The sequence below is a fragment of the Cryobacterium sp. Y29 genome, from assembly GCF_002929825.1.
GTDB lineage: Bacteria > Actinomycetota > Actinomycetes > Actinomycetales > Microbacteriaceae > Cryobacterium.
In genome coordinates, this window is sequence record NZ_PJJN01000029.1 from 82,978 (window position 1) to 96,130 (window position 13,153).

14 protein-coding genes and 1 tRNA gene are annotated in these 13,153 nt (G+C 63.5%); 8 read left to right on the plus strand and 7 right to left on the minus strand.

Annotated elements, in window-relative coordinates:
* Positions 1 to 225: 225 nt before the first annotated feature.
* On the minus strand, positions 226 to 501 hold the full coding sequence (locus CXY74_RS05460; protein ID WP_104199492.1) for a hypothetical protein: 276 nt from the start codon (positions 499 to 501) through the stop codon (positions 226 to 228).
* Positions 502 to 854: 353 nt separating this feature from the next.
* Here CXY74_RS05460 and CXY74_RS05465 point away from each other — a divergent pair, with 353 nt between their 5' ends.
* The gene (locus CXY74_RS05465; RefSeq protein ID WP_158252300.1) at positions 855 to 1,259 is read left to right on the plus strand and encodes a MarR family winged helix-turn-helix transcriptional regulator; all 405 of its coding nucleotides are present in this window, start codon (positions 855 to 857) and stop codon (positions 1,257 to 1,259) included.
* A gap of 4 nt (positions 1,260 to 1,263) precedes the next feature.
* Here the strand turns inward: CXY74_RS05465 and CXY74_RS05470 are convergent, their stop codons facing one another.
* Together CXY74_RS05470 and CXY74_RS05475 are read right to left on the minus strand one after the other, a co-directional pair.
* Complete coding sequence (locus tag CXY74_RS05470; RefSeq protein WP_104199494.1) at positions 1,264 to 2,127, minus strand: NAD-dependent epimerase/dehydratase family protein; 864 nt, start codon at positions 2,125 to 2,127, stop codon at positions 1,264 to 1,266.
* Between the two features lie 74 nt (positions 2,128 to 2,201).
* Positions 2,202 to 2,275, minus strand: a tRNA-Gly gene (locus CXY74_RS05475).
* 70 nt (positions 2,276 to 2,345) lie between these two features.
* Between CXY74_RS05475 and dcd the strand changes: the two genes are divergently transcribed.
* Both dcd and CXY74_RS05485 read left to right on the plus strand, forming a co-directional pair.
* On the plus strand, positions 2,346 to 2,927 hold the full coding sequence (gene dcd, locus CXY74_RS05480) for a dCTP deaminase (RefSeq protein WP_104199495.1): 582 nt from the start codon (positions 2,346 to 2,348) through the stop codon (positions 2,925 to 2,927).
* Positions 2,928 to 2,988: 61 nt separating this feature from the next.
* The gene (locus tag CXY74_RS05485) at positions 2,989 to 3,510 is read left to right on the plus strand and encodes a hypothetical protein (protein WP_104199496.1); all 522 of its coding nucleotides are present in this window, start codon (positions 2,989 to 2,991) and stop codon (positions 3,508 to 3,510) included.
* 35 nt (positions 3,511 to 3,545) lie between these two features.
* Here the strand turns inward: CXY74_RS05485 and CXY74_RS05490 are convergent, their stop codons facing one another.
* Together CXY74_RS05490 and CXY74_RS05495 are read right to left on the minus strand one after the other, a co-directional pair.
* A complete protein-coding gene (locus CXY74_RS05490) occupies positions 3,546 to 4,346 on the minus strand; it encodes an isocitrate lyase/phosphoenolpyruvate mutase family protein (RefSeq protein WP_104199497.1) in 801 nt (266 codons plus the stop codon).
* 118 nt (positions 4,347 to 4,464) lie between these two features.
* A complete protein-coding gene (locus CXY74_RS05495) occupies positions 4,465 to 5,775 on the minus strand; it encodes an MFS transporter (RefSeq protein ID WP_104199498.1) in 1,311 nt (436 codons plus the stop codon).
* Positions 5,776 to 5,979: 204 nt separating this feature from the next.
* On the opposite strand from CXY74_RS05495, the gene dnaK reads away from it, so the two are divergent.
* From dnaK to CXY74_RS05520, 5 genes are all read left to right on the plus strand, one after another.
* Complete coding sequence (dnaK, locus tag CXY74_RS05500) at positions 5,980 to 7,857, plus strand: molecular chaperone DnaK (protein ID WP_104199499.1); 1,878 nt, start codon at positions 5,980 to 5,982, stop codon at positions 7,855 to 7,857.
* Positions 7,858 to 7,866: 9 nt separating this feature from the next.
* Positions 7,867 to 8,493 (plus strand): nucleotide exchange factor GrpE, encoded by a 627-nt coding sequence (locus CXY74_RS05505; protein ID WP_104199500.1) that lies wholly within the window; start codon positions 7,867 to 7,869, stop codon positions 8,491 to 8,493.
* Positions 8,486 to 9,487, plus strand: coding sequence for a DnaJ C-terminal domain-containing protein (locus CXY74_RS05510; protein ID WP_104199501.1), 1,002 nt, complete (start codon positions 8,486 to 8,488; stop codon positions 9,485 to 9,487). Before CXY74_RS05505 ends, CXY74_RS05510 begins: the two co-directional genes overlap by 8 nt.
* 2 nt (positions 9,488 to 9,489) lie before the next feature.
* Entirely contained in the window at positions 9,490 to 9,903 is a 414-nt protein-coding gene (locus CXY74_RS05515) for a heat shock protein transcriptional repressor HspR (protein ID WP_104128702.1), read from the plus strand.
* Positions 9,904 to 10,047: 144 nt separating this feature from the next.
* Complete coding sequence (locus CXY74_RS05520) at positions 10,048 to 11,208, plus strand: class I SAM-dependent methyltransferase (RefSeq protein ID WP_233193226.1); 1,161 nt, start codon at positions 10,048 to 10,050, stop codon at positions 11,206 to 11,208.
* Between the two features lie 13 nt (positions 11,209 to 11,221).
* Here the strand turns inward: CXY74_RS05520 and CXY74_RS05525 are convergent, their stop codons facing one another.
* Both CXY74_RS05525 and CXY74_RS05530 read right to left on the minus strand, forming a co-directional pair.
* Positions 11,222 to 11,815 carry a histidine phosphatase family protein gene (locus tag CXY74_RS05525; RefSeq protein WP_104199502.1) on the minus strand — a complete coding sequence of 198 codons (594 nt, stop codon included), beginning with the start codon at positions 11,813 to 11,815 and terminating at the stop codon, positions 11,222 to 11,224.
* Positions 11,812 to 13,134, minus strand: coding sequence for a glycosyltransferase 87 family protein (locus CXY74_RS05530; protein ID WP_104199503.1), 1,323 nt, complete (start codon positions 13,132 to 13,134; stop codon positions 11,812 to 11,814). The genes CXY74_RS05525 and CXY74_RS05530 overlap by 4 nt, the downstream gene beginning before the upstream one ends.
* Between the last annotated feature and the right edge of the window lie 19 nt (positions 13,135 to 13,153).

A 13,153-nucleotide genomic window follows, 5' to 3' on the forward strand; every position in this document is an offset into this window, starting at 1 on the left:
AAAACGCCACAGGCGTGGCACCCAGATCGGGTGCCACGCTTGTGGAAACGGTTAGAAAGCTCTGGCAGTTGTATTACGACTCGACCCTGCGGAACGAGCACATCACCGTTCGAGTGAACTTCCCCGTGTGTGCTCATCGTCAATGCTGCAGGGGTATCGATTCAAACGGATTCACCGAACGGATGCCCTCGGCGTTCGAGAAGAAAAAAACCTGCGTAATACGATTCAATCCAGCCAGTAGTCATCATCGATGTACGAGTGGCCCAGGGGGGGAGTTGTCTCAATGGGGTCGGGAAGATCGTCGGCACAAATGGCTTCCAGCTTCACGATCGAATGTGCCGTGATCAGAAGGGAGGTCTGCGAACGCAGGGAACTGAATATGTCGACGAAGCCGCCGCCGCTGTGGACTGCTGCCGTCATCGCTGCTTTGAGAGCCGAAACGTTGTAATCGCCGGAAAGGTAGAACCAGTCGTCGTTGATCGTCAGGCGGTAGCTCTGCATTACATGGTCCGTTTCGTTAGTGCAGGGTGATGGCCGCGCTTGAGGCAGCTTGTCGGCGGCTCAATATCGGCCGGTCGCTAGAACCCGGCTGACCCCAAGAAGCACGCCGCACCGCGAGTGCGTTTTTCAATATACGGGAAATAATTCAAAGAACAAACTACTCACTCGTGAAGAAACTCCGAAATTGAACTACCCGCTACACTGGCAGAACAGATCGGCTGGGACGGGCCGTTTTGCGGGCCTGCAGCGCGGGCGAAACAGACAGACCAGAGGTCGGAGAACGTATGAAACTCGATACCTTGAGAGGCACCGGGGATGGTCTCTCAGCATCCGCTCTTGCGTTTCTTCGGGGAATGGATCGCAACCGCAATCGGGTGGCGGCGGAAACCAACTTGACGGGGAGTGAGCTGCGAGCACTGGCGCGTGTCGCTGAAGCCGGAAGCATTACTCCTAAGCTGCTCGCGGAATCGATGGAAATTACGACGGGTGCCGTGACCGCGATTTCAAATCGCCTGGTGGCATTGGAGCTGGTCACTCGGGTGGCCCACCCGCACGATCGACGCAGCCTGCTCTTGGTATTGACCCCCGCCGCGGAACAGATCACCCAGAAGCTCTACAGCGACTTCTCGGCATTGATCGCTCGTGCCGCGCGGGACGTCAGCCCGGATGACCAGGTGCGTCTGGGAGAGCTCCTGACCTCGATGGCTCTCGTGGTGGATGCGGATGCGGATCTGATCCAGGCCGGGCCAACCAGGTAGCAACCTACGGGTGGAGTGTTCCGGCTCCCGCCAGGAGTGCGCGGTAGCCCTCGCGGTAGGTGGGGTAGGTGAAGGTGAAGTCGGTATCTCGCAGCAAGCGGTTGCTAAGGAGCTTGTCCCCGCCACGCTGACTTTCCCGGGTGGAGGCTGGCGCTGCTGACGGGTCCAGAGCTAATTCGGGCAGGTCGAGCTCGGCGGCTAGAAAGACCAGCACCTCGTTGCTTGGGACCGGGGCGTTGTCGACACCAAGATACAGGGGCGCCGGCTGTTCCGGGCGCAGCAACAGGTGCACGATCGCGGCTGCTGCGTCGTCCCGGTGGATGCGGTTAGTGTGGCGTGACTCGGCGGAGAGAGCGGCACCAGCTCGTACCTGCGTGATCAGTCGTTCCCGACCGGGGCCGTAGATGCCGGCCAGGCGCAACACGGTGGCTCTGGGGATGCGGGCGTGCAACATTTGCTCGGCGTCGAACACGATGGAATCGGTACCTGGTTTTGGGTTCGCGGGGGTCTGCTCGTCGACTCGGCTGCCGTCGTTGATGTCGTAGACGGCCGTTGATGAGACGAGCAGCACGCGGCGGGGCGTGACGCGGGCGTCATCGAGCGCATCGAGTAGGTTGCGCAGGCCGTCCAGGTACGCGGCTCGGTAGGCATCGACCGTTGGGCTTCCAGCGGAGATCGCCATAACGACGAACTCGGTATCGAACGGAATGACGGGCTTCTCACGGCTCAGATCGATCGACTGACCGGCGATTTCCTTAGGGAGCACGCTCGCGTCGCGGCGCAGCCCGACCACAGCGTGCCCCAAGTCGGCGAAGCGCAAGCCGACCTCGGTGCCGAGGTCACCGCATCCGGCAATCAATATCGTCATCTGTCTCCTTGCTTATTTCCACGGTATCGGGCGCACGTGACATGAGAACTGACAACCGACACCGGATAAAACTCTGGAGCGGATGACGGGAATCGAACCCGCGCTATCAGCTTGGGAAGCTGAAGTTCTACCATTGAACTACATCCGCGTGCCCGCTGTGAGTGAACAACAACCGGAACGCTGCCAGCATATCAACCCCGCGCGGCTAGGCTGGCACCGTGCTGCTCTCCGATCGTGATATCAAAGCTGAACTGAACGCTGGACGAATCGGTTTGGAGCCGCTCGACCCCGAGATGATCCAGCCGTCAAGCATTGATGTGCGTCTCGACCGCCTGTTTCGGCTGTTCGACAACCACAAGTACGCCTACATCGATCCGGCCGAGGACCAGCCCGAGCTGACCCACTTGATCGAGACCAAGCCCGACGAGCCGTTCATCCTGCACCCGGGTGAGTTCGTGCTCGGCGCCACCTACGAGCAGGTCACCCTGCCAGACAACGTGGCTGCCAGGCTCGAAGGTAAGAGCTCCCTCGGTCGCCTCGGCCTGCTCACCCACTCGACGGCCGGGTTCATCGACCCGGGCTTCTCCGGCCACGTCACGCTCGAGCTCAGCAACGTCGCGACGCTGCCGATCAAACTCTGGCCCGGAATGAAGATCGGCCAGCTGTGTTTCTTCCAACTCAGCTCTCCGGCTGAAAAACCCTACGGCTCCAGTGAATACGGCTCCCGGTACCAGGGCCAGCGCGGCCCGACTGCCTCGCGCTCGTTTCAAAACTTTCACCGCACCGCCACCGGGCGCTGAAAGAACCGGTCGGACGCCGGCGGTAATCCGAACGTAACCTCGCGTCGGGTAAAATTTGGGCATGACCTCCATGCCGACCCGATTCGACGAGGCGCTCATCGCGCACGGCCCAACGCCGGAGTACCCTGGACGCATGCACCTCTTCGGCCAGATGGTTGGATCCTGGGCTGCTCAAGGGTCACGCCTGGACGAAACCACCAATGAATGGATCGCACGCGACTTCATCTGGATGGTCGAATTCGTCCTCGACGGCCGGGCTGTGCAAGACGTCGAGATCGTCGCAAGCACGACGCATCCGTCTGGATATGAAACCGTCGCCACCGCGCTGCGCATCTACGACCCGTTCGCCGGAGCCTGGCGCGTGAGCTACTTCGCCCCGGCGCTGGGCGAATACTGCCAACTCGTCGCCACCTCGTACCGGCACGGCGTGCGGCAGGAAGGCACCCGCACCGACGGTCGCCCGATCCGGTGGAACTTCACTGCCATCACCCCCGACAGCTACAAATGGGAAGGATGGGTCTCCGCCGACGAGGGCGCCACCTGGCAACTCATCAGCCACAACGAGGCCACCCGCATCCGCTGAGAAACGGATGCTGACGGCCTCGGTGCTCAGGCGGACTACAGTGCGAACTTGAACCCGAGGTCGTCGGGGTAATCACCGAGGGCGGTCAGGTTTGTGGCGGCGGCCTGCAGCGCGGCGAGGGTCAGGCCGAGGGTGCCGGGGCCGAAGCTGACTCGGCTGATGCCGAGCTCGGCGAGGCGTTTGAGCGGAACAAGTCCGGGCGCGCCGATCACCGAGATCTTGCCGTTGACCTGCTCGATCGCGCGGGCCACCTTGTCTTCGTCGGTCAAGCCGAGGAAGAAGATGACGTCGGCTCCGGCGCCGAGGTAGGCGTTGGCGCGGGCGACGGCTTCATCCCAGTCTCCGCCACCGGCGAGGGTGTCGACGCGGGCGTTGATCACCAGCGGAATGCCGCTCTGGTCGGCTCCGGCTCTGGCCGCGGCCACGCGGGCGGCGGCGGTTTCGATGTCGAACTGCGGGGCCTTTGCCGCGCCGACGGAGTCCTCGATGTTGATGCCGACAATGCCGGATTCCTCGATGAGGCGACGCACGTTGCGGGTCACGCCAACGGCATCCGGTGCGTACCCCTTTTCGAAGTCGGCCGAGACGGGCACGTCGACAGCGCTGGCGATGATCGTGGCTGCGATGATGGCCTCATCGAGCGAGAGGCCCTCGCCGTCTGGCAGGCCACGCACGTTCGAGATGGAGTGGCTCGCCGTGGCGAGGGCTTTGACTCCGGGGGCGTCGGCCACGATCTTCGCGGTGATGGCATCCCACACGTTGGTCACGATGAGAGGCTCGCCCGGTACGTGCAGCGAGAGCAGGAGTTCGGCTTTCTGGAGCTGGGTATGTGTCATACCATTCAGTCTGACCGGCCTGTGTCCACTAAGCGAGGGAACAGCCCTATTTCAGCGGATGCTCAGGGAGCGACGGCCTGGCTCCCACCGACACTGTCCAGCATGGGCGTGAGCTGGGCTAACGGATCTGCTGCTGCCGTGCCGTGACCGGGATCAGCAGGAGCAGGCCGAGGAGCAGCACCATCATGATGCCCAGGATGCCCCAGTGGGTGGCGCCGAAGATCGACACGAAGACCGCGAAGGCAGTCGGGGCTAGAAAGCTGACGGCGCGACCGGTCGTCGCGTACAGCCCGAAGACTTCGCCCTCGCGGCCGATGGGAATGAGACGTGCCAGAAAGGTGCGGCTGGCCGATTGGGCCGGGCCGACGAACAGGCAGAGGGCGAGGCCAGCGGTCCAAAAGACGATCTGGCCGCCGTCGTGCAGCAGAAACACGAGCATCCCGCTCACCAAGAGCCCAACGAGTGCGGTCACGATCACCGGTTTCGCACCGAGACGATCATCGAGCACCCCCACCGCCATGGTGGCAACGCCGGCGACCACATTGGCGGCGATGGCGAAGAGGATCACCTCGCCCGGCGAGAATCCGAAAACGGATGCCGCGAGCACCCCCCCAAAAGTGAAGACGCCGGCCAGGCCATCACGAAAAACGGCACTCGCCAACAGAAAGCAAACGATAGGGCGGCTGGTGTTCCAGAGGCGCTTGACGTCGCGAGCGAGAACGACATAGCTGCGAAAGAAACCGATCTTCTCGCGGCGGATGGTCGCGGGAACCCGATATTCAGGCACCCGCAGCAGCACCGGCAGCGCAAAGAGCGCGAACCAGGCGGCGGCAACGAGCATCGTGACGCGCACGGCCAGGCCGTTCTCGCTGGTCACACCGAATAAACCCACCTCGGGAGCGATGAAACCGAAGTAGACGATGAGTAGCAGCACGATCCCACCCAGGTAGCCCATGCCCCAGCCGAACCCGCTGACCTTGCCGATGCTGCGGGGAGTGGACACCTGGCTGAGCATCGCATTGTAATTGACGCCCGCGAATTCGAAGAAGACGTTGCCGGCAGCGAGCAGAACGAGTCCGAGCATCAGATAGCTGGGGCTTGCCTCGACGAAGAACATGGCCGTGGTGAGGCCGACGACCACGAAGGTATTGGCACCCAGCCAGAATTTACGCCTCCCCGAGGTATCAGATCGTTGCCCGGTGACCGGGGCGAGTACCGCCACCAGCAGTCCGGCAATGGCGAGCGCCCAACCCAACTGCGCGGAAACGACGTTTTCATCGCCGAACGACGAGCCGGTGAGGTAGACACTGAACACGAACGTCGTGACGACCGCGTTGAACGCTGCCGATCCCCAGTCCCAGAACGCCCAAGCCACCACCCGACCACGCGTTGGAGGGGCACCCGCGTCGACGGCGACAGTCTCGGTCATATCCACAATCTACTGCCCGGCGGTAAACATCTGGATGAGCCGCGTTAGAGCGTCTTTTTCTTAAAGTTGAGTCACGCACACTCAACTTTCAGCCACAGAAATTGACAGGGACGCGACAGCGCTGGAATACTTGAGTCATCGAGGCTCAAGTCTTGAGATTACTTAGTAGTTCGTTTCGCACATGATTGAAGGAGAACAACCCACATGGCTCGTGCAGTAGGTATTGACCTCGGAACCACCAACTCTGTGGTGGCCGTGCTCGAAGGTGGAGAACCCACCGTCATCGCCAACGCTGAAGGCTTGCGCACTACCCCCTCGGTGGTCGCGTTCACCAAGGACGGCGAGGTTCTCGTCGGAGAAACCGCCAAGCGCCAGAACGTCACCAACGTCGACCGCACCATCTCCAGCGTCAAGCGCCACATGGGCACCGGCTGGAACGTCGCCATCGACGACAAAAAGTACACCCCGCAGGAGATTTCGGCGCGTATCCTCGCCAAGCTCAAGCGTGACGCCGAGCAGTACCTGGGCGAGAAGGTCACCGACGCCGTCGTGACCGTGCCCGCATACTTCAACGACGCCGAGCGTCAGGCCACCAAGGAGGCCGGCGAGATCGCTGGCCTCAACGTGCTGCGCATCATCAACGAGCCCACTGCCGCCGCGCTGGCCTACGGCCTCGACAAGGGCAAGGAAGACGAGCTCATCCTGGTCTTCGACCTCGGAGGCGGAACCTTCGACGTGTCCCTGCTCGAGGTGGGCAAGGATGACGACTTCTCCACCATCCAGGTGCGCTCGACCGCCGGTGACAACCGCCTCGGCGGCGACGACTGGGACCAGCGCATCGTTGATCACCTGATCAAGCGCTTCAAGGAGACCACGGGCGTTGACGTGTCCAAGGACAAGATCGCCAAGCAGCGTCTGAAGGAAGCCGCCGAGCAGGCCAAGAAGGAACTCTCGTCGAGCATGTCGACGAGCATCCAGCTGCCCTACCTGTCGTTGACCGAAAACGGCCCGGCCAACCTTGACGAGACGCTCACCCGCGCCCAGTTCGAGAAGATGACCGAGGACCTGCTCGACCGCACCAAGAAGCCCTTCCAGGACGTCATCCGTGAGGCCGGCGTCAAGGTCGGCGACATCGCTCACGTCGTTCTCGTCGGTGGCTCCACGCGTATGCCCGCCGTCTACGAGCTCGTCAAGAGCGAGACCGGCGGCAAGGACCCGAACAAGGGCGTCAACCCGGACGAGGTCGTCGCCGTTGGCGCTGCCCTCCAGGCTGGCGTGCTGAAGGGCGAGCGCAAGGACGTTCTGCTCATCGACGTCACCCCGCTGAGCCTGGGCATCGAGACCAAGGGCGGCATCATGACCCGCCTGATCGAGCGCAACACGGCCATCCCGACCAAGCGCAGCGAAACCTTCACGACGGCCGACGACAACCAGCCGTCCGTTGCGATCCAGGTGTTCCAGGGTGAGCGCGAGTTCACCCGCGACAACAAAAACCTCGGAACCTTCGAGCTCACCGGCATCGCCCCGGCGCCGCGCGGAATTCCGCAGGTTGAGGTCACCTTCGACATCGACGCCAACGGCATCGTGCACGTGTCCGCCAAGGACAAGGGCACCGGAACGGAGCAGTCGATGACCATCACGGGCGGATCCTCGCTCGCGAAGGAAGACATCGAGCGCATGGTGCGCGAGGGCGAAGAGCACGCCGCCGAAGACAAGCGCCTGCGCGAAGTCGCCGAGACCCGCAACACGGCCGAGCAGCTCGCCTACTCGATCGAGAAGCTGATCAAGGACAACGTCGACAAGCTGCCCGAAGACGTGAAGAATGAGGTGCAGGCTGATGTCGACGCCCTCAAGTCCGCTCTCGTCGGCGACGACGACGATGCGGTGAAGACCGCGTTCGACAAGCTCAACGAAAGCCAAGGCAAGCTCGGCGAAGCCATCTACAAGTCCAGCCAGGCGGATGCCGCAGCCGGCTCTGACGAAGCGGGTGCCGACCAGGCTCCCGCCGAGGAGAACAAAGACGAAGACGTTGTCGACGCCGAGGTTGTTGACGACGACGAAGACGACAAGACAAAGAAGTAGGCCGCAACCATGGCTGACAAGAAAAATCCCGACAACGACGCTGCGGGGGTGCCGGATGACGGCACCGCCGCGGCGGGCGCGGGCGTCCCTGCAGAATCGATACCTGACTCGGCATCCGTAGCTGATGGCGAGGCTGCGGCCTCGGCCGACGGAATCGAAGAAGACGAGTTGACCGTTCAGGACATCCTAGACGCGGCAGAGCGCGAAGTTGCCGAGCCGACGAGTGAACACCTCGCCGACCTCAAGCGCGTGACGGCGGAGTACGCCAACTACCGTCGGCGCACAGAGGCCAACCGTGCCATTGAGAAAGAGCGTGTGACCGGGGATATCGTCAAGATACTGATTCCGGTACTCGACGATATCTACCGGGCTGAGAAGCACGGCGACCTCGTGCCCGACTCGGCCTTCGCCACGATTGCGGCCAAGCTGCGATTGAGCGTTGAGCGTCTTGGACTCACCTCGTTCGGCGCGGTCGGCGACCCCTTCGACCCGACCATGCACGAGGCGATCTTCCAGCAGCCCAGTGCGGTCGTCGACACCGAAACCGTTGGCGACGTCGCGGAGACGGGGTATTACCTCGGTTCCACGCTGTTGCGTGCGGCCAAGGTTGTCGTTCAGGTACCGAGCGATGGCTAGCCAGGACTGGTTCGACAAAGACTTCTACAAGGTTCTCGGGGTATCGAAAGATGTCACGCCGGCCGAGTTGAAGAAGGCGTACCGAAAACTCGCTCGAAAATACCACCCGGACTCCAACCCGGGGAACCCTGCCGCTGAGGCGAAGTTCAAGGAACTGAGCGAGGCGCACTCGGTGCTGAATGATGCCGCCCAGCGCAAGGAATATGACGCCGTGCGGGCAATGGGGAGTGGGGCGCGGTTCGCCGCGCCCCGCGGCCGGGCCCAGGGTGGCGGCTTCGAGGACGCTTTCGGAGGCATGTTCGGCGGCGGAAGCCGTCAGCAGAGTTACACCTTCGAGCAGGGCGGTTTCGACGATATCCTCGGGGGTATGTTCGGACGAGGTGGTCAAGGTGGGGGCGGTTTCGGCAACCCCACCGGTGGCTACCGCGGCTCGGGCGCACCGACGCGCGGGCGCGACGTGATCGCCTCGACGACCATCGACTTCATCACAGCCACCCAGGGCGACCAGATCAGCCTGCAAACCCAGGACGGTCGACCGATCAAGGTCAAGGTTCCGGCCGGAGTCGCCGATGGGCAGAAGATTCGCCTGCGTGGCAAGGGGCAGCCGAGCCCAGATGGGGGAGAAACCGGCGACATCGTGCTGACGATCACCGTGCGCAAGCACCCGGTGTTTGAGCGCGACGGACTCAATCTGCGGGTAACCGTACCGGTCACTTTCGTCGAGGCCAGCCTCGGCGCGACGATCGAGGTACCCACCCTCGGCGGCAGCCCCGTCAAGTTGCGCGTTGCCCCCGGTACTCCTGGTGGCCGGGTGCTGCGGGTCAAGGGTCGCGGCGTCACCACGACCAAGGGCACGGGCGACCTGCTCGCCGTCGTGCAGGTCGCTGTGCCTTCACACCTGTCGAAGGATGCGGAAGAGAAACTTGCCGCGTTCGCCGAAGCGCTGCCCAAGGAAAACCCGCGCGATGAATTGATTGCTCGGGCCAAGGGCTGATTATGGACGAGACCACCCGGGTTTTCGTGATTTCGACGGCGGCCGAGCTTGCGGGAATGCACCCGCAAACCCTGCGCCAATACGATCGCCTGGGCCTCGTCAGCCCAGAACGTACCCCCGGCAAGAGCCGACGGTACTCCATGCTCGACGTGGCAAAGCTCCGTGAAATTGCGGAACTGGGCTCTGAAGGCGTGAGTTTGGAAGGCATCCGTCGTATCCTCGAACTCGAGGATCACGTGCGCGGGCTCGAAAATCGCCTGCGCGAGTTGGAATCGACGCTCGCCGACGAACTACTGAACCGACCGGGCCGCCGCGTTTTCGCGGCTGGCTCGGCTGGCGATGTTATTTCAATGAAGGCGGGCACCCGCACCAGGCGCAGCAACCAGGTTGTCATCTGGCGGCAGCCCAGACCATAGTCAGTTATCTGTAACACGCTTCACGTTTCTGCCCCACAGCACGAACTGGTTGCACCAGCACTACTCTCAGGGGGAACCATGTCCAAATCGGACGCGTATGACCAGTCCGCGCTGCGGAACGCAAACACTTCGTCGAAAAGCGCCATGTCGGACGAAAATGAGGCCGTATCCAATAACAGCATGAATGGGTTCGATTTCGACCGCCTGCGTCGTCGCCCCGACATTGAGGCGGAGAACCTGTTCGCCGTCGACGCGAGTGACCGCCTCATTCTCGATGAGGCCGCGGGCGCACTCGCGGCATATCGTTCCGGTGGCGTAGTCGTGCTCGAGGATCGCTATGGCGCCCTGACCCTCGGCGCCGCTGCTCTGCACAACGCCCGCGGCATCCGTGTCTATCAGGACGCGCTCTCGGGCGAATACGCGCTCGACAGCAATGCCTCCGGCGTCAACCTGACGGATGCCTACCGCTCACTGCCGCTCGGCGAAGAGCTGCTGAAAGACGCCCACGTCGTGCTGCTGCAATTGCCGAAGAGCCTCGATGCGCTCGACGAGATCGCCGGTGCCATCGCCAAATACGCCGCCCCCGACGTGATCGTCTTTGCCGGCGGCCGCATCAAGCACATGACCGTGAGCATGAATGAGGTGCTGCGCCGCCACTTCGGGGCCCTCAATGTGCGCCCGGCCCGCCAGAAGTCCCGCGTGCTCATCGCTTCCGCACCGTTGGCCACGTCGACGAGCGACTGGCCACGCAGCGAAAAGCACGACGACTTCGACCTCACCGTGCGCGGCCACGGTGGCGTGTTCGCCGGAACCAGCATCGACATCGGCACCCGGGCGCTGCTCGAGGTGCTCGACCGGATGAAGCCCGACGCCGAGCGCGCCATCGACCTCGGCTGCGGCACCGGAGTGCTCGCCGCGGCCCTGGCTGCCCAGCGCCCGCTGCTGCAGGTACTCGCGACGGATCAGTCGGCTGTGGCCGTCGCATCCGCTCGCGCAACCGTCGACGCCAACGCGCTCGCCGATCGGGTCACCGTGGTGCGCGCCGATGGCCTGTCTGGCCAGCCGGATAACTCGGGTGATCTGATTCTGCTCAACCCACCGTTTCATATCGGAGCGTCGGTGCATGCGGGCCTCGCTGAGAAACTCTTCATCGACGCGGCGCGCGTGCTCGCACCCGGCGGCGAACTGTGGACCGTGTGGAACACCCACCTCGGTTACCGTCCGATGCTCACCCGCATCGTCGGTTCGACCCGCCAGGTTGGCCGTAACACCAAGTTCACGGTGACGGTGTCGACCGGCCGCTGACGTTTCGCCGTGGTCAGGCGCGCACGAGCAGCTCGCCGTTGAGCACCTCGAGCTGCCATTCGGTCGCGCCATCCGCGTGGTCGTAGTGGTGGTGCACGAGGTTGATCGAGGCATTGTTGATGCTGCCGATGGACTGGTCCAGGGCGTTTTCGAGGCTCAGCCGAATGAGCGTGCCATGCGCGACGACGATGATGCGCTCTCCGGGGTGATTGCGAGCGAGCTCGCACAGGGCGTCGATGCCGCGCGCGGCGACGGCTTCCTCGGTCTCGGCACCGTGGAATCCGCCCGGAAAACGCAGGGCGTCGAGCTGGGCGCCGGCGCTCAGGCCCTCGGCTGGTCCGTAATCGCGCTCGATCAGACCCGGAATACGACGGGCCGCGTCGAGGCCTAGCTCTTCGCCGATCAGGTCAGCGGTTTCGGCCGCACGAGAAAGCGGCGACGAAACAATGAAATCCCAGTCATACCGGGAGAGTGGGGCGACGGCATCCGTTGCTTGGCCGCGCCCCACCTCGTTGAGCGGAATGTCGGTGGCGCCCTGGATGCGCGCGGCGGCGTTCCAATCGGTCTGGCCGTGGCGGATGAGGGCAAAGGTTGTCGTCGTGGTCACTGGTCTATTCTGCCTTGGCCGACTGGGAGTGCGCGGCGGGCCACAATGCGCGCTTCTTGTTTCGGCAGAGCCCAAGCCAAACGGGCCAGGTCTGTGATCGCCCAGACCAGCAGTACGACGAGCAGCGCGTTGCGCGCCGTCAGCAGCAGGAGGGAGAACAGATCGCCGTCGATGAGCGGCAAGTAGAAAATGGGAAAGACGAGCGTCGTCAGGCCGGAGATAGCCAGCGTCAGCGTGGCAGGCACCCGCCACTCAGCCCAGCTGCGGCCGACACCGACCGCAACCACCGGCACCAGCCACAATATGTATTGCGGTGAACCGACCTTGTTGAAGACTATGAACGCGCTGACCAGGGCAAGGGCTCCGAGCAGCAGCAGTTGGCCGGCATCCGCTCGCCGATGCTGGGCAATGAGCATCAGCACGAAAATCACCGCGATGGCACCGAACATGACCGGCGTCATCAGGGAAGCGACCACGTCGGTACCGGGCCCGCTCACCTCACGGGTGGCGATGGCAAAATTCTCGTAGATGACCGTGCTGTGGTGACCGAGTGTGGCCAGCCACACCCACACAGTGGTGATGGGCGCCTCGAGTTGCAGGGCGCGGTCAGATTGTTCGGTGACGAAACTGGTGAGAAATTGCAGGCCCCCCACAAGCCAGACAAATGCCGCCACCCCCGCCGAGACGGCCGCACCGATAAGCACCACCGTGCGACGGCGCGGCGATACGGTGACCACCGCGAGGAACACGGCCGCTGGCCACACCTTGATCCAGGTGGCGAGGGTCAGCACGACCGCGGCGACGACCGGCCGACGCGCGAGCAGCACGAGTCCGACGATGACGAGCGGTGCTGTGAGTCCTTCCAGTCGCAGTAGCCCGACCGGGCTCAGCAGAAACGACGCGAACAGCCAGTACCAGGCCGATTTGAAGCCGCCGCGGCGACGTCCCCAGTCGGTGAGCGCTCCGACCGCGACGGCATTCAACGCGGTGGTCAGCAGGTACCACAGGAGTTGGTACAGGAGCGGACCGGCGATACCCGCGAACGCGATCGGCAGCATGGCGCCGATCGGGTACACCCACCCGGTATCGATACCCTGCCAGATGCCGTGCTCCAGGCCGAGTTCGGCCCAGGTTCGGTACAGCGGAAGGTCGCCGAGTACCTGGCCGGTCAGGATGGTGGGCAGCAGGGCGAACAGGAACACCGCGTGCAGACCGAGAAAACCGAGCGCGAGGGTGCGTGGGCGTTGCAGCGTGAGGCGGCGAGCCGGGGTGAGTGTACGAGCCAGGCGAGCGTCGACCCGATCAAAAATGGTGGACATAGGACCGTTTCTGCAGTGT